The sequence below is a fragment of the Bradyrhizobium sp. CCBAU 53421 genome, from assembly GCF_015291625.1.
In the GTDB taxonomy this organism is placed as follows: domain Bacteria; phylum Pseudomonadota; class Alphaproteobacteria; order Rhizobiales; family Xanthobacteraceae; genus Bradyrhizobium.
In genome coordinates this window covers 4,241,019-4,262,666 of record NZ_CP030047.1, presented here as the reverse complement: position 1 = coordinate 4,262,666, position 21,648 = coordinate 4,241,019, and the positions used below count along the sequence as shown (strand labels likewise).

Annotated in this window: 22 protein-coding genes and 1 pseudogene; 9 read left to right on the top strand and 14 right to left on the bottom strand. The window is 62.5% G+C overall.

From position 1 onward, the window contains the following. Window positions 1-938: 938 nt before the first annotated feature. Window positions 939-1,282: pseudogene (locus XH92_RS43925) on the bottom strand (molybdopterin-binding protein); the annotation flags it as partial. A 746-nt stretch (window positions 1,283-2,028) separates the two neighbouring features. On the opposite strand from XH92_RS43925, the gene XH92_RS20245 reads away from it, so the two are divergent. Next, window positions 2,029-2,214, top strand: coding sequence for a hypothetical protein (locus XH92_RS20245; RefSeq protein WP_194460756.1), 186 nt, complete (start codon window positions 2,029-2,031; stop codon window positions 2,212-2,214). On the opposite strand, the gene ccoS is transcribed toward XH92_RS20245, so the two are convergent. From ccoS to XH92_RS20185, 12 genes are all read right to left on the bottom strand, one after another. Then, window positions 2,196-2,363, bottom strand: coding sequence for a cbb3-type cytochrome oxidase assembly protein CcoS (gene ccoS, locus XH92_RS20240; protein WP_026191809.1), 168 nt, complete (start codon window positions 2,361-2,363; stop codon window positions 2,196-2,198). The two genes, XH92_RS20245 and ccoS, sit on opposite strands and share 19 nt — an antisense overlap. After that, on the bottom strand, window positions 2,363-4,549 hold the full coding sequence (locus XH92_RS20235) for a heavy metal translocating P-type ATPase (RefSeq protein ID WP_194460755.1): 2,187 nt from the start codon (window positions 4,547-4,549) through the stop codon (window positions 2,363-2,365). The genes ccoS and XH92_RS20235 overlap by 1 nt, the downstream gene beginning before the upstream one ends. An 11-nt stretch (window positions 4,550-4,560) precedes the next feature. Next, entirely contained in the window at window positions 4,561-5,061 is a 501-nt protein-coding gene (locus XH92_RS20230) for a FixH family protein (protein ID WP_194460754.1), read from the bottom strand. 16 nt (window positions 5,062-5,077) lie between these two features. Then, entirely contained in the window at window positions 5,078-6,535 is a 1,458-nt protein-coding gene (ccoG, locus tag XH92_RS20225) for a cytochrome c oxidase accessory protein CcoG (protein WP_194460753.1), read from the bottom strand. A gap of 95 nt (window positions 6,536-6,630) precedes the next feature. After that, window positions 6,631-7,503 carry a cytochrome-c oxidase, cbb3-type subunit III gene (gene ccoP, locus XH92_RS20220; protein WP_194460752.1) on the bottom strand — a complete coding sequence of 291 codons (873 nt, stop codon included), beginning with the start codon at window positions 7,501-7,503 and terminating at the stop codon, window positions 6,631-6,633. A 6-nt stretch (window positions 7,504-7,509) separates the two neighbouring features. Further along, window positions 7,510-7,674, bottom strand: a complete 165-nt coding sequence (locus tag XH92_RS20215; RefSeq protein WP_050402627.1) for a cbb3-type cytochrome c oxidase subunit 3 — start codon at window positions 7,672-7,674, stop codon at window positions 7,510-7,512. 10 nt (window positions 7,675-7,684) lie between these two features. Next, a complete protein-coding gene (gene ccoO / locus XH92_RS20210; protein ID WP_194460751.1) occupies window positions 7,685-8,419 on the bottom strand; it encodes a cytochrome-c oxidase, cbb3-type subunit II in 735 nt (244 codons plus the stop codon). Between the two features lie 8 nt (window positions 8,420-8,427). After that, window positions 8,428-10,050 carry a cytochrome-c oxidase, cbb3-type subunit I gene (ccoN, locus tag XH92_RS20205; RefSeq protein ID WP_371818088.1) on the bottom strand — a complete coding sequence of 541 codons (1,623 nt, stop codon included), beginning with the start codon at window positions 10,048-10,050 and terminating at the stop codon, window positions 8,428-8,430. 26 nt (window positions 10,051-10,076) lie between these two features. Then, a complete protein-coding gene (locus XH92_RS20200) occupies window positions 10,077-10,589 on the bottom strand; it encodes a hypothetical protein (protein ID WP_194460749.1) in 513 nt (170 codons plus the stop codon). A 99-nt stretch (window positions 10,590-10,688) separates the two neighbouring features. Further along, window positions 10,689-10,916 (bottom strand): hypothetical protein, encoded by a 228-nt coding sequence (locus XH92_RS20195; RefSeq protein ID WP_063695308.1) that lies wholly within the window; start codon window positions 10,914-10,916, stop codon window positions 10,689-10,691. A 220-nt stretch (window positions 10,917-11,136) separates the two neighbouring features. Continuing rightward, complete coding sequence (locus XH92_RS20190) at window positions 11,137-11,346, bottom strand: hypothetical protein (protein WP_194460748.1); 210 nt, start codon at window positions 11,344-11,346, stop codon at window positions 11,137-11,139. After that, window positions 11,343-12,092: a CBS domain-containing protein gene (locus tag XH92_RS20185; RefSeq protein WP_194461347.1), complete on the bottom strand. Its 750-nt coding sequence runs from the start codon at window positions 12,090-12,092 to the stop codon at window positions 11,343-11,345. The genes XH92_RS20190 and XH92_RS20185 overlap by 4 nt, the downstream gene beginning before the upstream one ends. A gap of 105 nt (window positions 12,093-12,197) precedes the next feature. Here XH92_RS20185 and XH92_RS20180 point away from each other — a divergent pair, with 105 nt between their 5' ends. The 8 genes from XH92_RS20180 (at window position 12,198) to XH92_RS20145 (ending at window position 20,437) form a co-directional block, all read left to right on the top strand. Then, the gene (locus XH92_RS20180) at window positions 12,198-12,380 is read left to right on the top strand and encodes a hypothetical protein (RefSeq protein WP_194460747.1); all 183 of its coding nucleotides are present in this window, start codon (window positions 12,198-12,200) and stop codon (window positions 12,378-12,380) included. A gap of 403 nt (window positions 12,381-12,783) precedes the next feature. Beyond that, window positions 12,784-13,140, top strand: coding sequence for a hypothetical protein (locus XH92_RS20175; RefSeq protein WP_194460746.1), 357 nt, complete (start codon window positions 12,784-12,786; stop codon window positions 13,138-13,140). Between the two features lie 31 nt (window positions 13,141-13,171). After that, window positions 13,172-13,369, top strand: a complete 198-nt coding sequence (locus XH92_RS20170) for a hypothetical protein (RefSeq protein WP_194460745.1) — start codon at window positions 13,172-13,174, stop codon at window positions 13,367-13,369. A 93-nt stretch (window positions 13,370-13,462) separates the two neighbouring features. Next, window positions 13,463-14,893, top strand: coding sequence for a PAS domain S-box protein (locus XH92_RS20165; RefSeq protein WP_194460744.1), 1,431 nt, complete (start codon window positions 13,463-13,465; stop codon window positions 14,891-14,893). Next, window positions 14,890-15,498 (top strand): response regulator FixJ, encoded by a 609-nt coding sequence (fixJ, locus tag XH92_RS20160; RefSeq protein ID WP_194460743.1) that lies wholly within the window; start codon window positions 14,890-14,892, stop codon window positions 15,496-15,498. Before XH92_RS20165 ends, fixJ begins: the two co-directional genes overlap by 4 nt. Before the next feature lie 584 nt (window positions 15,499-16,082). Next, on the top strand, window positions 16,083-16,340 hold the full coding sequence (locus tag XH92_RS20155) for a hypothetical protein (protein WP_194460742.1): 258 nt from the start codon (window positions 16,083-16,085) through the stop codon (window positions 16,338-16,340). A gap of 473 nt (window positions 16,341-16,813) precedes the next feature. Next, window positions 16,814-19,225 (top strand): phosphoketolase, encoded by a 2,412-nt coding sequence (locus XH92_RS20150; RefSeq protein WP_194460741.1) that lies wholly within the window; start codon window positions 16,814-16,816, stop codon window positions 19,223-19,225. Between the two features lie 30 nt (window positions 19,226-19,255). Then, a complete protein-coding gene (locus XH92_RS20145; protein ID WP_194460740.1) occupies window positions 19,256-20,437 on the top strand; it encodes an acetate/propionate family kinase in 1,182 nt (393 codons plus the stop codon). Window positions 20,438-20,534: 97 nt separating this feature from the next. Here XH92_RS20145 and XH92_RS20140 read toward each other — a convergent pair whose 3' ends face one another. Beyond that, window positions 20,535-21,644 carry an MlaD family protein gene (locus XH92_RS20140; RefSeq protein ID WP_194460739.1) on the bottom strand — a complete coding sequence of 370 codons (1,110 nt, stop codon included), beginning with the start codon at window positions 21,642-21,644 and terminating at the stop codon, window positions 20,535-20,537. Between the last annotated feature and the right edge of the window lie 4 nt (window positions 21,645-21,648).

Genomic DNA, 21,648 nt, shown 5'->3' with positions numbered 1-21,648 from the left:
TATTGATGAATCATTAAGCTTCCTGCCTGGTGATAACGCAGAGGCTACACCCGCTGTGTATTGCCGAAGTGAGTCGGTCGAGTGTTCAATGGGCCCAGCGTGCCGACGCTGATTCGATCCTAGGACGCTCTTATTGCGACTCGTGCTCAGTTGGCGTCGGCAATTGGCCCTGTTTTCATGCGCAAAACGTGGGGAACGGTGCCCGGAATTGTTGCGGTCCCCCAGTGGGGACGGCAACCATGGTTACGGCAGCCTCCGGTGGTGATTCGTTCCGGCTGGGCGCTGCAAGAGCTGAGGGAGCCAAGCACCCGCTGGGGTGACTTGGCCCCTCACTCGACCAAGCAAACCACCGCGAGCCCTCGGCCAGACAGTGATTCACTGCAGCAGACTATGCGTGTACGGCGTACGTACAATCAAGCCACTAAAGAGCACAGTCGGCCGGCAAAGCGTGCGCGCAAGCTGTTTGCCACAGGAAAGCTGGACAATTAAGGCCCGCGGGACCGAATAGGCTTCTGGTGCGGGATCTCGCCGGTCCCATCGCAGCCAGAGCGCGGTCGGTAAGGCGGCAGCGGTCGGCCGATCCTCACGGCCTGCATTTCGACGTGCCGTAGCAGTCCGGACATTCCGTCATCTTCTCAGTCATTAGCTTGCTCCTGAAATCAGACCGGGGATCGGTCTGCGCGCGAGCCAAGCAGGTTGGCGCAATCAGCAACGGACCATCGGGGTGCCAACCCGCACGCCAACGCCACCAGCGCGCTGGCATGATCTCGGCCACCCCAGACAGCCGGCGGACGGATGGTCGCTCAGCGACCGCCGTAGGGCGATCCTAGTGGCCATGCCACCATCTCCAGTCCTTCACCAAGATGGTGTAAAATCAGACCGCTTCTTGAGAATTTGCCCTCTATAAGAATTTGCCCTCTATAAAAAGGCCATCACCCAACAATCGCGGTCGGAACTTGCTCCAGGCTGACCCGGCGCATCAGTTCGTCGAAGCCCGCAAGTTCGCGCGCGACCACGCGGCGCGTGGCCTCAGGTGTCAAATCGCGCGGCGCCGGTCCGGTCCCGCCGATCGTCAATATCAGGTCGCAGCTCTGCCGATCCGACATCTCGATCAGTGCCTCGGCAATCAATTGGAACGGATGATCCTGGCAAGGAAGCTGTTGATTGCCTCCCCACCCTGGTCCTTATACTCGCCACGGCTGGCGCGGTCGGACACCACGAGAGTACCGATCCGCGCAGGGCTGGAACAGGCCGTGCGGCCGATTTCGTGGTGGTCGCTCATGTGCACCCCCCGCTGCCTCAACATGAACATCCCACGTGCGGTATGACGCCCTGGGCTTCGTCCCGCTTCAGCGACCCTCGTCCATGCGAGCCAGCGCCACCTCGAATTCCTCGATCGTCTGGCCGCGCGTCACCTGGCCGAGGCGGCCTCCGTTCTCCGCCGAGGTCCTGCAATCGAAACGGCCTGCGCCATCTGATCAAAACAAAGCTGGATCTTCGCGAACGGACGACAATACCTTCTCGGCAGTCTTTCCGCCAGTCCGACCATGCAAACTCCTGCCGCTACTGCCCCCGAACGACAGTCTCAGGCTTCGCGCCGTGCCTGACGTTCGCCGATTGTCGCCCTGCATGGACGAAACCCCTGGCTGGCGAGCATCTCAAGAATATGGCGTCCTCCGGGCTACTGGATTGAGTTGGGTCAAGGCTCCCTGGCCATCGCTTGGATTGAGCCATGTCAATGGCGCGAACTGCTACACGTGTGACAAGGGCCAATATCGACCGGAGGCGACGTTGCATGCGCCACACACTGACATCATGGCTTCGCCGGCTCACCCTTTTCGGGTGGCGAGACATCGCGTCGGCGCCATTTGGTTGCGTAATCGAGCTTGCAATGATTGATGGCGGACGTCAGCCGCTCGGCGTCCCGTGCATCCGCCACAGCGAGGGGTGGCTGGACGCCGCGACGATGCAACCCGTTACCGTGTCGGCAACACACTGGCGCTACTGGCGGCCTGACGTGCTGCCGATGTGCTGCTGCTGACAATGGCGCGGTTTGGTGCCATCAACCGGCTGGTCTCGGTCCTGCTCCTGCGGTCGCGGGTGCCGCAACCGCGGCGGACGGACTGGACACTGGTGCTGGCGCTTGCCTGTACGGCGCTGACCATCGCATCGGCGATCTCACTGCTTTATTTTCACTACTTGGATCTGCCCTGATCGCTGGCCGGCTCGTCGTCGGCGATGGCGCGCCAGGCCGCGCCATCGAGGTCCTCATATTGTCCGCTCTTGAGTGACCAGAGAAAGCCGAGCAGGCCGGCAAAGCCAAGTGCGAGAGCCAGCGGCACCAAAATGACTAGAACCTCCATCAGACCGTCTCCCTCGCACGCGCCCTCAGCGCATTGAGCATCACGATCACCGACGAACCCGACATCGCCGCCGCCGCGATCAGCGGCGTGACCAGGCCGGCGATCGCGATCGGCACCGCCAACACATTGTAGACGACGGCAAGCCAAAGATTTTGCCGCATCAGCCGCAACGCCTTGCGGGACACCTTAACCGCGACCATGACCGGCGTGAGCCGCTCACCCAGGAAGACAGCATCGGCGACTGCCTGGCTCATGTGGGTGGCGGTAACGGGCGACATCGAGGCGTGCGCCGCGGCCAAAGCTGGCGCGTCATTCAAGCCGTCGCCGACCATCAGTACCTTGCAGCGCTGACGCGCCAGCTCCTCGATCCGTTCGATCTTGTCGACCGGAGAGACCTCCGCACGCCATTCATGCACGCCCAGCATCCTTGCCGCATGCCGGACCGCCGGCTCGCGATCCCCGGACACGATCTCTACGGCGATGCCCATGCTGGTCAATGCTGCGATCACCTCCGCCGAGTCCGGCCGCAGCCGCTGGCGAACCGCGAACGCATACCTGCTCTCGCCGTGACTGAATGCGACGACGGACGCCTCCGGATCGCGGCACAGAATCTCGTTGGCGAGGTCGTCGGCACCGCAAAATGACGGGCGGCCCAGCCGGATTGGCCGCCCCTCGTGGAAGCCCTGCACGCCCTGGCCAGGCTCTTCCTGAATGTCCGGCAGTGGCGAAGCCGCGCCCGCCTTGCGCGCGACCGCGGCGGCGACCGGATGACGGCTCGAGAGTGCCAGCCGCCCCGCAAGCTTCACGACATCGTCCGGGATGTCCCCAAGATTGGCGACATCGAGCTCAGGCAGCGTCAACGTCCCGGTCTTGTCGAAGATCACCCGGTCGATCTCGGCAATCCGTTCGATCGCATCGCCGGCGTTGAGCAGCACACCCGAACCGAACAGCGCACCGGATGCAACGGTCTGCACGGCCGGAATGGCAAGTCCCAGCGCGCAGGGACAGGTGATGATCAGAACCGCAATCGCCGTCACGATCGAATCGTGAAAACTCGCACCATAGGCCAGCCAGCCGAGCATCGTGAGCAACGCGGTCGCGTGTACGACCGGGGCATAGAGCCTTGAGGCCCGCTCCGCCAGACGAAGATAGCGCGAGCGCGCCTGCAGCGCGTGATCGAGCAGCCGGGATATCTCGTCAAGCAGCGTGCCGCCCGAGGCCGCCGACGCACGAACGCGCAACGTGCCGGAACGGATCAGCGTACCCGCGAACACCGCGCTGCCGGGCGACGCCATCGCCGGCAAGGTTTCGCCTGTGATCAAGCTCTGATCGATCTCCGAGCGGCCCTCGATCACATTGCCATCGACCGCACAGCGCTCGCCGGGCCGCAGCAGCACGATGTCGCCCGGCCGGATCGCGGCCGCCGGGACCGTCTTGATCTCGGTCGGACTGACGAACTTCGTCGCCGTCTCTGCCTTGAGCGCGGCGAGGTTTCCGGCGAAAGCGCGGGTGCGGCGCCGCATGTTCTGGTCGAGGTAGCGGCCGGCGAGCAGGAACGCGATCAGCATGATCGCGGCATCGAAATAGGCATGTTCGGCGTGGTTTACGGTCTCGATCACCGAGGTTGCCACCGCCAGGATGATGCCGATGCTGATCGACACGTCCATGTTGACGCCTCGCGCCCGTAGCGCTGACAGCGCCGACGAGAAGAAGGGCTGCGCGGAATAGGCCGTCGCGGGCAGCACGATCAGCGCCGACAGCCAGTGGAAGAAGTCGCGCTGCTCTGGCAGCATGTCGGAGACGTTGCCGGACCATACCGGGACCGACAGCATCATCACGTTCATGGCGGCAAAGGCGGCGACGCCCAGCCGGCGCAACAAGCCTTGTGCGCGCCGGGCCTCCAGGGTTTCGGCATCATCCCGCTCGAAGGGATAGGCCTTGTAGCCGAGCTCCGCGAGCCGACTTACGAACAGCGCCGGTTCAAGAGCACCCGCCTTCCATTCCAGCGCAAGGCGACTGTCCGTCAAGTTCACGCGGGCCGAGGTGACGTCGGGTATGGCTGACAGATTGCGCTCGATCTTGGCCATGCAGCCCGCGCAATTGATGCCCTCGACTGCGAGATCGAGATGGATGAGCCCGGTGCCCGCGCTCCTCAGATAGTGAGAGAAATCGATATCCGCCTGCATAGGATGCACCTTCAATTCAGCAGGATTCGGCTCTTCGACAGGAACATGCGCCGGCCATCGGCGTCGCCCTCGATCACGAGGTCCCACTGCCCTGCCGCGACGCCTTCGGCGCGGCCGCCATAGCTCCCACCCCCGGCCTCGCCAATCTCGATTGCTCGGTCGGCGCGACGATCGATCGGCCGTTCGAGCCGGGCAAGGAAACTCATTCCCGTCAGCGGTGCGCCGGCGTGGTCGCGCGCCTCGAGTGCAATTGCGGCGCTGCCGTCAGGCCGCCGATCGATATGGGCCTGGACCCGCCAGTCGCGCTCGTTCTGCTGTCTGGCCGCATCGATCTCGCGTTGATAGGCGAGGCTCGCACTATAGGCGCTGTCGACCTCTGTGCCCGGAAGGGTCGAAATGGCAAGGCGCATCATCACCATATTCACGCTGATGACGACGGCGAAGAATGCGATCGTCGTGATCAGGACGAAACGTCCGGTGATGGGTCGCGCGGCTGGACGAGAGGCTGCCATGGCGAGATTTCCGTGGTTAGGGAAGGACGAAGTGGTCGGTCGCGGAGGCGACCTCTCCGAGGCCGATATCAGTGACGCGGAATGTGACCGGTACCGACTTTTCCGCCTTTTCATCGAACGGCGCCGTCACCAGCACGCGAAGTTCGGTGGTGGTGTCGCGGCCAAGGACGATCATCGGACGGTCTGGCGTCACGGAGTCCGCACCGATGACGTGCAGCTTGGCGTCGGCCGGCCCGTCGACATCGATCGTGATCACACGATCAAAGCCACGCTTGTTGAGGAAGCGCAGCGTGTATCCGTTGCGGATCGCGCCGTCGCTGAGACGCACCGCGATCGGGTTGCGATCGTGCAGCACGTTGACATCGAGCAGGGTTCGCGACATCAACGCGTAGAGCATCACCGCGCAGACCACGGTGATCAGGCCGGCATAGACGACGGTACGGGCGCGAACGGGCTTGAAAACCTCCTGCTTGCCGGCAACGCGCCGCTGAACGTTGATATCGTTATCGTATCCAATCAAACCCGTCTTGCGGTTGACCTTGGTCATGACGACGTCACAGGCATCGATGCACAGGCCGCACTGGATGCAGCCAAGCTGCGCGCCCTCGCGAATGTCGATCCCGGTGGGGCACACGGCAACGCACTGGTTGCAATCGATGCAATCGCCGGCCTTCTCGCCGAGCGAGCGAATGTCGAACGCCTTCTTCACCGAGCAACGAGGCTCGCCACGATCGTATTTGTAGGTGACGTTGAGTGCCCATTCGTCGGTCAGCGCCGCCTGGATCCGCGGCCACGGGCACATATAGACGCAGACCTGCTCGCGCATGTAGCCGGCCAGCAGATAGGTCGACGCGGTCAGCATCGCGATCCAGACATAGGCGATCGCCGGCGCCTGAAAGGTTGCCAGATCGCGCACCAAGGTCGGCGCATCGGCGAAATAGAGCACCCAGGCGCCACCTGTCCACCAGGCGATCATCAGCCAGATCGCGTGCTTCAACGCACGGCGACCGGCGCGCTTTGCGGTCATTGGACCAGCATCCGCCTTCATCTGCGCGCGGCGATCACCTTCGACCAGGCGCTCCACCGCATAGAACAGATCCGTCCAGACCGTCTGCGGGCAGAGATAGCCGCACCAGATCCGGCCACCCAGCGCATTCATCAGGAACAAGACGAGCGCTGCCAGCACCAAAAGGCCGGTGAAATAGTAGATTTCCTGCGGCCAGAGCTCGATGAAGAAGAAATAGAAGCGACGATTTGGGAAATCGATCAAGACCGCCTGGTCGGGCGCGCCGAGACCCCGATGCCAGCGTACGAAGGGCAGCAGATAGTAGACGCCGAGGCAGACGGCCATCAGCCGCCATTTGATCGAGCGAAATCGGCCCGAGACGCTCTGCGGATATACCTTCTTGCGGGGCGCGTAGAGCGGCCCGTCTTCGTCGGTTATGAGTTCATCAGGCGACACGGGCTTGTTCATGGGTTGCTCGAGTGAGGCTCTTGGTTGAAACCTACATCGCTGCACCATGTCCGGGTTTGACCTTGGTCAATGATCCCGGCCCCTCGCGGTGGCGGCTACTTGCCGCCGCCGAGCGAGTGCACATAGACCGCCAGCGCCTTGACGGTGACAGGGTCCAGGCGGCCGACCCAGGCCGGCATGACGCCGGCGCGGCCGTTGGTGATGGTCTCGACCAGCGTCTCCTCGTCGGAGCCATAGAGCCAGATCCGGTCGGTCAGGTTCGGCGCCCCAAGCTCCGGGTTGCCCTTGCCGTTGTCACCGTGGCAGCTGGTGCAGTTCTCGGTGAATAGCTTCTTTCCAGCAGCGGCGTCGAACTTCGGCCCGGTGGAAAGGCCGGAAAGCGAGCGCACATAGTTGGCGACAGTCACGATCTCATCCTTCTTGAGGACGCCGTCGCGGCCGAATGCGAGCATCTGGCCCTCATGGGTCTTTGCGTGTCCAGAGCGCGCGCCGAACTGGATCGTCTGCATGATCTGGTCAAGCGAGCCGCCCCACAGCCAGTCGTCGTCGTTCAGGTTCGGATAGCCCTTTGCACCTGCGCCGCCGCTGCCGTGGCAGGGCGCGCAATTGTCGGCGAACACGGTCTTGCCGCGGGCGCGAGCCAGCGCCAGCAGAGCGGGATCCTTCTCGATGTCGGCCAGCGACGCGTTGCCGAGCACCGCCATCTTCTCGCCGCGCAGCTTCTCGAGATCGGCAAGGTCGGTCGCGACACTGGCGCGGGTGGAATAATGGAACAGACCGGTGGTGTAGCCCGAGACCAGCGGCCAGGCCGGATAAACGACCCAGTAACCGAGCGCCCAGACGATCGTGGCATAGAATGTCAGCACCCACCAACGCGGCAGCGGCGTGTTCAGCTCCTTGATGCCGTCCCACTCATGACCAGTCGTGCTGCGGCCGGAAACGCGGTCGATCTCATTGTGCTCGCTCATGATCGGTCAGTCCTCCCGCAGCGGCATCCGGGCTGCAGCATCGAAGAGAGATTTGTTGCGGGGCCAAAGCGCGTAGACGACGATGGCGATGAAGATTCCAACGAAGACGGGAGTCCAGAGCGTGCCGACCAGGCTCGACGCGAAATTCTCGACTTGAATGATCGCTTTCATGCTCGTGCCCTCAGCGCAGATTGGCTTTTTCGTTGTAGAGTTTGAAGTCGACGAGCGTGCCGAGCATCTGCAGATAGGCGATCAGCGCGTCGAGCTCGGTCGGATTGCCAGCCTTGCCGTCGAAGTTACGTACTACCGCCTTCGGATAGCGCTTCTGGAACGCGTCGGAGCCGGGGCTGTCTGGATCGACCTGCGCCTTCAGATCGGCCGCCGCGTTGGCGATCTGCTCGTCCGTATAGGGCACGCCGACCGCGCGGCTCGTCCGCAGATGAGCCGCGGCGTCGGACGGGTCGAGCTCCGTCCTGGCGAGCGCCGGGTACCCGGGCATCACCGATTGCGGGACGATCGAGCGTGGATTGATCAGGTGCGTGACGTGCCAATCGTCGGAGTACTTGCCGCCGACGCGCGCAAGGTCCGGCCCGGTGCGCTTGGAGCCCCACTGGAACGGATGGTCATACATGCTCTCGGCCGCGAGCGAATAGTGGCCGTAGCGCTCGACCTCGTCGCGCAGCGGCCGGATCATCTGCGAATGGCAGAGATAGCAACCCTCACGGACATAGATGTTGCGGCCGGCGAGTTCGAGCGGCGTATAGGGCCGCACGCCGTCGACCGCCTCGATCGTGCTCTTCAGGTAGAACAGCGGTGTGATCTCGACCAGTCCGCCGATGGCAATGACGACGAGAATGCCGACGATCAGGATGATCGAGTTCTTCTCAAAGATCTTGTGTCGATTCCAGAGAGACATGTCGTGACCTATTCGGCAAGCTGGAGGGCGCCGGCGCCCTCGGTTTCGCTGGCTCGGCCGGCATTGACCGTCATCCAGAGATTGAAGGCCATGATCAGGGCGCCGACCAGGAACAGCGCGCCGCCGGCCGCGCGGATGATGTAGAAGGGATGCATGGCCTCGACGGATTCGATGAACGAGTATTCGAGGAAGCCAAGCGAGGTGTAGGCACGCCACATCAGGCCCTGCAGGATTCCCGACACCCACATCGCGGAGATGTAGAGCACGATGCCGATCGTCGAGATCCAGAAGTGCCAGTTGACGAGCTTCAGGCTGTAGAGCTGGCGATTCCAGAGCCACGGGACGAGGCAGTACAGCGCGCCGAACGACACGAAGCCGACCCAGCCCAAAGCACCGGAGTGCACATGGCCGATGGTCCAGTCGGTATAGTGGCTCAGCGAATTAACCACCTTGATCGACATCATCGGGCCTTCGAAGGTCGACATTCCGTAAAAGGCGACCGATACCACCATCATGCGCAGCACGGGATCGGTACGCAGCTTGTCCCAGGCTCCCGACAGCGTCATCAGGCCGTTGATCATGCCGCCCCAGGACGGCATCCAGAGCATGATCGAGAACGTCATGCCGAGCGTCTGCGCCCAGTCCGGTAGCGCCGTGTAGTGCAGATGATGCGGGCCGGCCCAGATGTAGAGGAAGATCAGCGCCCAGAAGTGGATGATCGACAGCCGGTAGGAATAGACCGGACGCTCCGCCCGCTTCGGAATGAAGTAGTACATGATCGCCAGGAAGCCGGCGGTCAGGAAGAACCCGACGGCATTGTGGCCGTACCACCACTGGAACATCGCATCCTGCACGCCGCCCCAGGCGATGTAGGACTTCGAGCCGAGGAAAGACACCGGCAGCGCGGGGTTGTTGCCGAGATGCAGCACCGCGATGGTGATGATGAACGCCAGGTAGAACCAGTTGGCGACGAAGATGTGCGGCTCCTTGCGCTTCACCAGCGTCATCAGGAACACAAGCAGATACGTCACCCAGACGATCGTCAGCCAGAGGTCGGCGTACCATTCCGGCTCGGCGTATTCCTTCGACTGGGTCACGCCGAGCAGGTAGCCGGTGCCGGCGATCAGAATGAAGAAGTTGTAGCCGACAACGACGAACCAGGGCGACAGGTCGCCCGCAAGGCGGGTGCGGCAGGTCTTTTGTACGACATAGAACGATGTTGCGATCAGGACATTGCCGCCGAACGCGAAGATGACGGCCGACGTATGCAGCGGCCGCAGGCGGCCGAATGTCGTCCAGGGCAGATCGAAATTGAGCGCCGGCCATGCCAGCTGCATGGCGATGATGAGACCCACGGTGAAACCCGCGATGCCCCAGAACATCGCCATGGCGGAAGCGAACTTGATCGGGCCGAGATTGTAGTTGGGGCGCCCGCCGATCTCCGCCGGAGGCAGCTGGGCCGGACGGTCGAGGTAGCGGTTGCCGATCATGATCACGGAGATCAGGCTGGCGGCGCAAGCAAGCGACGCGTGAAAACTGAACGCCGCATCGTGCCCCATCGCCGCGCCGAGAAAGCTGATGAAGGCAAAAGCTGCGAGTGCCGACGCCAAACCGGCTTCGCCCATCGTCATCGACTTTGAAACGGAGGATGGACCTGTCATGTGGAGGCTTTCTTTGAGTGCGATGGCGTCATGGAAACCACGATCTCCCTGCCCGTTGCTTGATCGGCATCAATTCCCACGCCACGTCGCATGCCGCCGGCGCCGCGGCTCAGCGCGGTCAGGGTCATTTCGTTCGGGCAGTATTTTGCCGGGCTGGCCCGCCGCTCCCGCGCGAGATCCTCCGCACAACGGACCTTCTCACGGCAGAGACCGCACACCCGCTGCAAATCACGCAAGACGTCGCAGTGCGACGACGCCAGCGTCTGCTCGGACAAACCTGCGTGCTCGAGACGCTTGCTGAGCAACTTCGGCGAGCCTTGCTCGCGGGCAAGCGCACGAAGATCGGGCGTCGAGAGATTGAGCTCGTGAGCGATCTCGTCGACCTCTCGAGGAGTCAGGAGATCGAATTCGTGTCGACGCGCAAGAAATGCCCGCAAGCGGGCGAGAAGACTCTCGAATTGCGGCGAGCTGTTGCCTTCTGATCGGTCGGTCATTTCTTCAAGCCCCATTTTGGCTCTCCAGCTCTAGCGGAAGGACCCGATCTCGGATTTGATCTTGGTCAAACACGCGATGTCGCGGCGATCGATCGCCACCACGGCGCAAGATCATTAGCCGCCCCAGGCTGATGGCAGTGTCGGCGGCGTTCGAAGCTCCATGGAGTCGGCAAAGATCGTCCAGTCGCGGACACCCTTCTGTCTGCAGAAGTCGGCCTCGGCCAGCTGTGCGGCCGCAGAAAGCGAGACTGCGTCAACCTTGAACGCTGCCTGGCAGGCGCGATGTTCGTGGCCGGTGTCGTCGCAAACCGTTTTGATGAAACGAACGTCGAATGATGTCATGGCACCCTCACATGGGCTGATTTCATGCTCATGCTGCCATTGGTGCGCGATGTCCGTATTGATCTGTCGCAACGGAATGCTCTGAGGCGCGACTGTCTTGTTGCGTAGGATACACAGGGCGGCTAAACCCTTGGACGATCTCGACCGCAACCACGAGTGACGCGCTTCCCGCGACGTCCGGCTCTCATCATCCGGAACTGAGACCAGATCGGACGAGGTGCTATTTGTGGCGAGATGTCCAGTCCGCTGATGACGGCCGGACTGCCGGTATTGACGTCGTCTTGCCGTTGACGGTCCATCCGGCAGCAGCGATCGCGAAGCCCACGATTACACAGATCGCTAGCAACGTTGCGGCGAATCCCACGACATCGGCGCTGACCACCGCGGTCGCGATCAACGGGATCAGTATGATTGCGGGGCGAATGATCATCCTGCCGTCTCCTTCGGCGCTTTGGCGGCTGCCGCTCGTTCGTCTTCCGCGGATTGGATATAGAAGCCGGAATAGGTATCGACGTAACACAGATGATCGTGCACTTCCTTGACGCCGGCGGCATTCTCCGCGGCGACAATCGCCGCCTGCCTCGCCCGCTCATCCATGATGACCCCACGAAGATGCACCACGCCGTCGCGCACTGAGACTTGCAGCCCGAGCGGACACCAGTTTGTACCGTCGAGCGCTCGCGCGATGCGATCGTGGATGTGCTCGTCATCCGCCGTTGGATCCGGAATCTGATGCGCGACGGACGCGACCGCCCGCAGCAGATCCGCACGCGTCACGAGCCCAACGAGGCGCCCGTCACGCATCACTGGCAGCCGTTTGACGCCCTTCTTCTCCATGAGATCGACCAAATCAGGCAAAGGCGTTTCTTCCGTCACGGTGACGGGGTCGCACGACATGATCTCTCCGACCTTCCGTCCGCGCTCGTGGACAAAGTCCGCGGCTGCGTAGCCGGAGCCGAGAAGAAACTTGAACCAGCGGCCCCGCCGGCGTTGCGTGCCGATCTCGCTTCGCCGCAGAAAGTCGCTCTCGGACAGGATTCCGACCAATCTTCCGGCCGCATCGACCACCGGCAGGCCGCTGATATGGTGATCCATCATCAGTTTGGCGGCCTCGATTATGGAGGTCTCGGTTCCAACGGTGATGAGATGTCTCGCCATGATCTGATGTGCGCGCATTGCCGCTCTCCTTTCGAGACTTGCAGCAAGCTCACACAAGCCCGGCCCATTCGTCTTGATCTCCCTCAATGCCTGCACTTGACAGAAATCAAGGCGCTACGACCGATGATCGAGGATGCTGCTGGTCAGGAGAACAAAGTTATGTTGCAGAACCTGCTCGCCTCGATCGGTGCGCTCGCGATCGCTGTCGTCGCCTTCATCCGGATGATGTTGCAGGCAAAGCGGCCTTCGCTAAGCCGATCGGCCAAATCGAGCCCTGTCCAGCTCCATCGCCGCCGCCCGTTCTAGGCTGTCGGCGCCGCCTCGACCGTTCACCCGGAATTTTGACGTGCGTCAATGCGGCACGACGCGTGCGGCCGGATGATGTTGTTCCGTCGGGATTGTGCAAATGGCAGACAGAACGGCTTGGCGCCCCATCATCTTCTCGTGTCCGACTACTGGCGATCGCGTCCAAGGCCTGCTTCCCGATGACGCGTCCGGACCTCTGGCTGACGATCTGCATTCGATCTCGTGCGCCGCCTGCGATGGCGTCCACTTCATCAACCTGCGAACCGGTGCAGTCGTCGATCCCAAGCGCAGTTAGGTTGATCGCCAGAACCGGTGCGGACCGGAAGCCATCGAGTTGATGGATATCAAGACGCAAGTGCCGCCCATATGGGATGAAGGCCTCCCCCTACGAAGGATTTTGAACATGACAGAGCGAAACGACGCCCGTCCCGTCTCCGACGCCATCCAGAGCTATGCGAGGCGCGCCATGACCGTCCAGTCGGAATTCTCGGAGAAGCTGATTGAGGCGAACCGGTACTGGTTCGAGCAGATCCAGGTCGAATCAAACGAGGCCTGGGAGCTCTTCCGCAGGTTCAATTCCACGGCCTCGGTCGCCGAGAAGGTCACGGCGTTGCAGGATTGGGCCAAGGGCGTCACGGCGCGTAGCGCGAGCGACGCGACCTACGCGATCGAAACCGCGCGTTCGCTGGGTACGATCGAGCTGAACCTGTTTGCACGAAAGACCGGCAGTGTCGACGAGGCTACTCAGAAGGCCGCCTGACGTGCCGGCACGCGACGCTCGAGAACGCCCAGTGGCCGGCGCCGGCGCGACATGGGAGGGGGTCGCGACGGCCCCTTTCGACCGCGACCTTGAGCTCGCCGTGATCGAAGGTAACGCCATTCACAAACTCGTCTTCCCCTGCCGCCGTATTCTGGGCGGCTGGGTGAAGGCGAACACCACCGAACGCATCGCGGTGCAGCCCACACATTGGCGTGCCTGGGTCATATAGGTCATCTGCCCACTGTCCTGGACAGAGCAGCCGGTAGCACCAGCCGTCCGGACGTTGTAACATCAAGCAGACTGAGGGCTTTGCCGGGGGAATATGTCCGACCGCATCTGGTACCGCTATGGCACTGCCGCGGCAGCGGCCGCGCTCGTGTTCGCAGTGCGCGCGGGGCTTGATAGTTATTTCGAGGACCGAACCTTCACGATCATCTACGTGCCGGTCGTGCTGTTTGCCGCATTCGCCGGCGGCCGCGGTCCGGCGATCGTCACGACCGTGCTCTGCCTTGTCGTCAGCGCCAAATTCCTCGGCAAGAGCCTGGTCACTGAACCTGCGAATTTGATCGATACCGCTTGCTTTGCTGTCCTCGGCCCGATCCTTGGCTTTATGGGCGACCGGCTACTGAAGGAAAGCGATCAGGCACGAAATCGCCAGGCCCATCTGCAGTCGATCCTCGACACGGTCCCTGATGCGATGATCGTGATCGACGACCACGGTATCGTTCGCTCCTTCAGTGCGGCGGCCGAGCGCCTGTTTGGCTGGACAGCGGACCAGGTCGTCGGAAAGAACGTTTCAAGCCTGATGCCCCAGCCGTATCGCGGTGAGCACGACCGGTATCTCGAGCGTTACCTTACGACCGGCGAGCGTCGCATCATCGGCATTGGCCGCATCGTTGTCGGAGAACGGAGTGACGGCTCGACCTTTCCGATGGAGCTCGCCGTCGGCGAGGCCAAGGTGCGCGGAGAGCGCTTCTTCACCGGCTTTATCCGCGATCTCACCGAGCGCCGTGCGCAGGAACGGCGGCTTCAAGAGCTGCAATCAGAGCTGGTCCACGTCTCTCGATTGACCGCCATGGGAGAGATGGCGTCCTCAATCGCGCATGAGATCAACCAGCCGCTGTCAGCCATCACGAACTACATGCGCGGTGCGAAGGCGCTGCTGGCGTCAGAGACGCCGGATACCACCCGCATTCAGGAGGCGCTCGAGCGGGCCGCGCAGCAAGCGCTACGGGCCGGCGACATCATCAAGCGACTGCGCGAATTTGTCGCCAAGGGCGAGACCCAACACTCCCTGGAGAGCCCGGCCACCCTGCTTGAAGAGGCCGTCGCGCTCGCGCTGCTCGGCGCCAAGGAGCAGGGCGTCCGCGTGGCGATCCGCAGCGACCGCGACATGCCCCCGATCATCGTCGACAAGATCCAGATTCAGCAGGTCGTGCTCAATCTGGTTCGCAATGCGATCGAGGCGATGGCCTCCGGCCCGCGCCGCGAGTTGACGGTCGGCGTCACCAAGGCTAACGGAGTTGCGACGTTCACTGTCGCCGATACCGGCCCGGGCATTAGCCCCGATATCGCCGACCGTTTGTTTCAGCCCTTCATCACGACCAAGGAGCATGGTATGGGGGTCGGCCTCTCGATCTGCCGGACCATCATCGAATCCCATGGCGGACGCATCGACGTGATGCCAAACGCGGGTGGCGGCACAGTTTTTCGATTCATCCTTCCCTTCGCGGAGGACGGTGAAGAAGCATGACGACGCGGCGCACAATTCACGTGATCGACGATGATCCGGCGATGCGGGACTCACTGGCCTTCCTTCTCGACGTCAACGGCTTTGCCGTAACGACTTATGAGACGGCAACCGAATTTCTCGACCAGCTCAAGAGCAGCGCGGTCGACTGCATCGTGTCCGATATCCGCATGCCCGGCATGAGCGGCCTCGAACTCGTCCGCAAGCTCAAGGCCGATGCGGTCGCATGTCCCGTCATTCTGATGACTGGCCATGGAGACGTCGCACTCGCTGTCGAGGCGATGAAGGCAGGTGCGGTCGACTTCATTGAAAAGCCGTTCGAGGATGAGGCGCTGTTGCGCGCAATCGGCGAAGCCCTACAGACACAGTCCGCGGCCCCGGCCGACGGCACGGTCAAGCGCGAGGCTGAAGCTCGCCTCGTGGATCTCTCGCCGCGCGAACGTGACGTTCTGCGGGGGCTGGTGGCGGGCAAGATCAACAAGGTGATCGCGCACGACCTTGGCATCAGCCCGCGCACGGTCGAGGTCTACCGGGCTAACCTGATGGCCAAGACCAATGTGCGTAGCATGTCGGAGCTGATGCGGATCGCGATCGCCGCCGGGCTCTAGCCCCAAGCCGCTGCCGAGCGCCCACGCATAAAATCTCCTATCGGAATTCAGCAACAGGGCTCGTTATTTCGCTTGGCCGCGCGCAGGACGATCTATCGTCAATCCAATGCTGGCACCCGGTGACGCCCGCAATGTGCGGCCGACATCAATTGCCGATGAGAACTCGCGAATGCTGTCGCACGACCGCAAGGCGACCGAGCAGTTGGTCGTGCTGCTGCCGCAGCTTCGTCCTGGCCTTTCCGGCCGGACATAACTCAACCAGACCGCTGATCTGAAGCAGTTGCAGTTCTAGCATTAGCAGCACTTGGCGGATGGAATGGCGAATGTCCACCCCTGACGACCCTTGTTCGTGGTTAGCCCGACGCGATGCCGGAAAGTGCACGAGGTTTCCCATCACCATGGCCAGTCATATTCGAGAGGAGGAAGCTCGAATTGCAAGCGAGCTCCCTTTCGAGCCAATCAACAGCAAATGCGCCATTCCGCCTTGATCCGGATCAAGCGAAATGGGCCGAGGGAGATCAAGATAGCTCCCTCCGAACCATCATCTTCTGGGTGAAGTCGACCAAAGGAGAAAGGGCTTATCGATGGACGAGATCACGCACTTCATTGCCCTGCCGTACGATCGGACCGACGGCGAACTCGTTCCAGGTCAGCAGGCCAAATGCGCCAGCCCAGCCGCGGCGATCGAGCACGCCAAGCATTTATGGAAGACGTTCGGCCACGCTGGTGCTGCGGCATTCGTCCGTACCGGCCATTCGGGGACGAAAACCACCGTGCTGAGGACATATGGCATGGTGCCAGGCGAACTGGAGCAGGAACGGTCTCGTCCTGAATCCCGGTAAAGACCAATCGGCGACTTGTTGCGCTAGCTCAAATCGTCGTCCGCCATCGCATGCTTGAATGGAGCTGTTAGGACGAGTGGCCCATTCTCCCTGGGGTTGTCTCGATATTTAATGCCCGGCTTTTGCCGGGCATCTTTTTGTCTCGCCGCACGACGCTAGGAAATTGGCAGGATCCCGGCAGGCGCAGCGCCGCTTCGGGTCAGCGCAAGGCCTCCAGAGATCGCCCTGAGATAACCGCCGCCGGAACTCCGCGAGCAAAGCTTACCTCGAAGGAGCCGGTTCCACTTTCGAACGACTGAGCCTTCCCTTCCTTGGGCGCCAAGACTGGACACACGTCGGCAGCAACGTTTTGTGGTTTCGGCTCGAATTGGCGTGCATCTTTGAGTTAGCTCAAGCCATTCCCGTCATATTCGCCCTCTAACGTGGAACCGATAGCGGCGTCCGAGGTCATCTTTGAATCCCGGGAGAACGACATGCAATCTGCGACGACTCCAAACGAGCAAGCGCGGGCGGACGATCTTGTGCTGCTCGACCGCTATTGGCGAGCCGCCAATTATCTCTCCGTTGGACAGATCTACCTGCTCGCGAATCCGCTTCTGAGAGCGCCGCTGAAGCCGGAGCACATCAAGCCGCGCCTGCTCGGGCATTGGGGCACCACGCCGGGGCTCAACTTCATCTACGCTCACCTCAATCGCGCAATCCGCACTTCCGACCTCAACGTGATCTATATCTGCGGTCCCGGCCATGGCGGCCCCGGCATGGTCGCGAACACCTATCTCGAAGGCACCTACACGGAGCTCTATCCGGAGGTGGCGCGCGATTTGGACGGCTTGCGCAAGCTGTTCCGTCAGTTCTCCTTCCCCGGCGGCATTCCAAGCCACGCCGCTCCGGAAACACCTGGCTCGATCCACGAAGGCGGTGAACTCGGCTATGCGCTGGTTCACGCCTATGGCGCAGTGTTCGACAATCCCGATTTGATCGCCGTTTGCGTCGTCGGCGACGGCGAGGCAGAGACCGGCCCGCTCGCGGCCTCCTGGCATTCCAACAAGTTCTTGAACCCGAAGCATGACGGCGCAGTGCTGCCAATCCTGCACCTCAATGGCTACAAGATTGCCAATCCCACCGTGCTAGGGCGAATGGATGACGAGGAAGTCCGGAGCCTCTTCATTGGCTACGGCTACGAGCCGCTATTCGTCGAAGGCGACGATCCGAGTGCCATGCATCGCTTGATGGCCGACACGCTCGACACCGCGCTCGGCAGCATCCGCGCGATCCAGCAAGCCGCGCGCCAGCAGACCGGCGGCCTCAAGCGGCCGCGATGGCCGATGATCGTGCTGCGCAGTCCGAAGGGCTGGACGGGACCGAAGGAAGTCGACGGGTTGAAGGTCGAAGGTTTCTGGCGTGCGCATCAGGTGCCGATCGCCAACCCGCGCGGCAACCCCGAGCATCTGAAATTGCTCGAGCATTGGATGCGGAGCTACGAACCGGAAAGCCTGTTCGATGCGAATGGGCGGCTCATACCTGAATTGCAAGCCCTTGCGCCCGCAGGCGCCCGTCGGATGGGTGCCAACCCGCACGCCAATGGGGGCCTCCTGAAGCGGGAGCTGAAGCTGCCGGATTTCCGTGCGTATGCGGTGGAGGTCACCGCTCCGGGCGAGGTCGTCGCCGAAGCCACGCGAGAACTCGGCAAGTTCTTGCGCGAGGTGGTGGAGCTGAATGCGGAGGCCCGCAATTTCCGCATCATGGGTCCGGACGAAACCGCGTCCAACCGGCTCGACGCGGTGTTCGAGGCCACCGACCGGATCTGGATGGAAGGCATCGAGCCTTACGACGTCCATCTCGCCCATGACGGCCGCGTGATGGAAGTCCTGAGCGAGCATCTCTGCCAGGGCTGGCTCGAAGGCTATCTGCTCACCGGCCGCCACGGTTTCTTCTCCTGCTATGAGGCCTTCATCCACATCGTGGACTCAATGTTCAACCAGCACGCCAAATGGCTGAAGGTCTCGCGCGCGCTGCCCTGGCGGCGGCCGATCGCGTCGCTGAACTACCTACTCACCTCGCATGTCTGGCGTCAGGACCACAACGGATTCAGTCATCAGGATCCCGGCTTCGTCGATCTTGTCACCAACAAGAAGGCCGATATCGTCCGCGTCTACTTTCCGCCCGATGCCAACACCCTGCTCTGGGTCGGCGATCACTGCCTGCGTACCTATGATCGCATCAATGTGATCGTGGCGGGCAAGCAGCCTGCCCTGCAATGGCTTTCGATGCGTGCGGCAATCACCCATTGCGAAGCCGGCATCGGGATATGGGATTGGGCCGGCACCGAGCCCCCCAACGCTGAGCCCGACGTGGTGATGGCCTGCGCCGGCGACGTTCCGACGCTGGAGACGCTCGCCGCCGTCGACCTGCTCCGCAAGGCGCTCCCGGAACTGAAGATCCGCGTCGTCAACGTGGTTGACCTGATGACGCTGCAGCCGATGGAGCAGCATCCGCACGGCCTGTCCGACCGCGATTTCGACAGCCTGTTCACCCGCGACAAGCCTGTCGTCTTCGCCTATCACGGCTATCCCTATCTGATCCATCGCCTGACCTACCGCCGCACCAATCACGACGGAATGCACGTGCGGGGCTTCGCGGAGGAAGGCACCACCACGACCCCGTTCGACATGGTGGTGTTGAACGGCCTCGACCGCTTCCATCTCGCCATCGAGGCAATCGAGCGCGTGCCGGGGCTCGACATCGCGGCAGCCCACGTCAAGCAGCGATTCCGTGACGCGCTGACCGAGCACACCCGGTACGTGCGCGAGCATGGCGAGGACATGCCGCAGATCCGTGACTGGGTCTGGCCCTACGGTACGACAAACCACAAATCCGTTGACTGAGGCAGCGAACGCGAGAGAGAGAGACGGTCTATGCCCGACAGCGTCCTGGTGCTCAACGCCGGCTCGTCCAGCATCAAGTTCGGCCTGTTCGACATCGCACCGGCCGAGCCAAGGCTGCAATGCAGGGGCTTGCTCGATGAGCAGGAGAAGGTCCCACGCATCGTGGTGAGCGACGCCTCAGGCAGACAGCTGTTCGAGAAGCGTCGCCCGAGCGGCACGTCGGAGGACAACGGCCTGTTCAGCGACGTATTTGCCTGGATCGAGGACTATCTCGCCGGCGGCAGGCTCGCCGCCGTCGGCCATCGTATCGTCCATGGCGGGCGTGCGTTCTATTGGCCGGTCGTCATCACAGGACAGACTATCGCCGCGCTGGAGGCGCTGACGCCGCTTGCGCCGCTGCACCAGCCGCGCTGCCTGGCGCCGGTCCGCGCCGTGCTGGCGCTGCGGCCGGAGCTGACGCAGATTGCCTGCTTCGATACGGCCTTCCATCACGGCCTGGCGCCGCCGGCCAGCCGCTTTGCCATCCCGCGGCAGTTTGAGGAGCGCGGCATCCGCCGCTACGGCTTCCACGGCCTCTCCTTCGAATACGTCGCGAGCCAGCTCGCCGCGATCGCGCCGCAATGGGCCGACAAGCGCGTCGTCGTGGCGCATCTCGGCAACGGCGCGAGCCTCTGCGCCCTGCAAAATGGCCGCAGCGTCGACACCACCATGGGATTGACCCCGCTCGACGGTCTCGTGATGGGGACCCGCTGTGGAACGATAGATCCCGGCGTGCTGCTTTATCTCATGCAGGAAGAAAAGATGTCGGTCGATGACGTCCAACATTTGCTGTACGAAGGTTCGGGCCTGCTCGGCGTCTCAAGGGTGTCGGCCGACATGCGCGCCCTGCTAGCGAGCCAAAAGCCCGAGGCCTGCGAAGCCATCGATCTCTTCATATTTCGTGTCGCCGCAGAAGTCGCCGTGATGGCAAATACCCTTGCGGGCCTCGACGGCCTGGTGTTCACCGGCGGCATAGGCGAGCATGCCGCGGACATCCGACAACGCGTCTGCGATCGCCTCTCCTGGCTCGGCGTCAGCATCGATACGACAGCAAACGCACAGGGCGAACAACGCATCGCCGCGAAGGGCAGCCCGGTCGACGTACTGGTCATTCCGACCAACGAGGAAGTCAGTATTGCACGACACTGCCGCAGCCTGCTGCGCACAGGCTAAAGCGCGATGAGATTGGATTGAATCGTCATCGCGCTTTAGGTCCTTGTTTGAGCATGATCTTTTCGGAAAACCGCTTGGCACTTTTCCGGATCATGCTTTAGTCCGTCGCCGCAACCCACATCACGAGCTCCCTGGCGAGAGTGCCGAAAGTCCGATCGAATGCGGCTGCCGCCTCGGACGGTGTAAGCGAGTTAATTCCTTCGGATCCCTCGAGAAGCTTGGCGGCCCTTACCTGCCCATTTCGATCGACGATCTTCGCGGAGAAGGAGATCGTCGCGCGCGATTGGGCTCCCTGCACAATTTCGAACCGACGCAGGTCGATCAGCAGGCGCGGCGTACCCTCAACACCGCTGTCGGCCCGCAGTGGCGCATGGTCGACGTCGTAATTCTCGAAGCTCTGCAGCAACCGCGCCTGCACCAGCACCGGGAGACTATCGCTCCACTGCGCAGCTTCGAATCCCTGAGTTTCCCCATCCGGCGTGAACAGGAAGCGCTGGGTCTGCAAGCGCGCAATCGCGGTCGGCTCCGCCATGACCAGCTGCTCAGGCAGGTTTGCACGGCGTTGCGCGCCGAAGTCGTCCACCGCGTGAAGGTCATACACCACCTTGCGCGGTGCGGGCGCACCGCCGCCGGTCATGCGTTCGAGTCCGGCCACGATTCCATCGAGCTTCGGCGTGTTACGCGCGAGCCCGTCAGCGAACGTGCCGAGATTTTCGATCGTGCTGTGTAGCGGCGCGGCATTCTCGGACAGGACGGCATCGACCCGGCGTAGCGCATCCCGGGCAGCCTGCGTCATGCTCCGCCCCGCCCCCTTTTCGGCCACCAGCGGTGCGCGCGCCGGCGGCGCCTGGGGATCATCGCCGCCTTCCAGCGCGATCACCGGCACGCCAGTCAGTCCCTGGAAATCGAGGCCGACGCGTGTATCGCTATGCACCGGCGTGCGCTCGGCGACTGCGATCGTGGCGTGAACCTCGCGCGGACGGTCCGGAACCAGCTCAAGCGCGGTCACTTCGCCAACGCGGATTCCATTGAAGAGAACACCTGCCCCGACGAGCAGACCCGGCACCGGTTCGGCGAAAACGAGCTGATATGTCTCCCGCTTTCCGATTCCACCGAAATTGTTCAGCCAGTAGACGAAGCCGAACACGGCGACGATTGCCGACAATACGAATGCACCAACGACGATGTAGGGCGCGCGGATTTCCATGTGC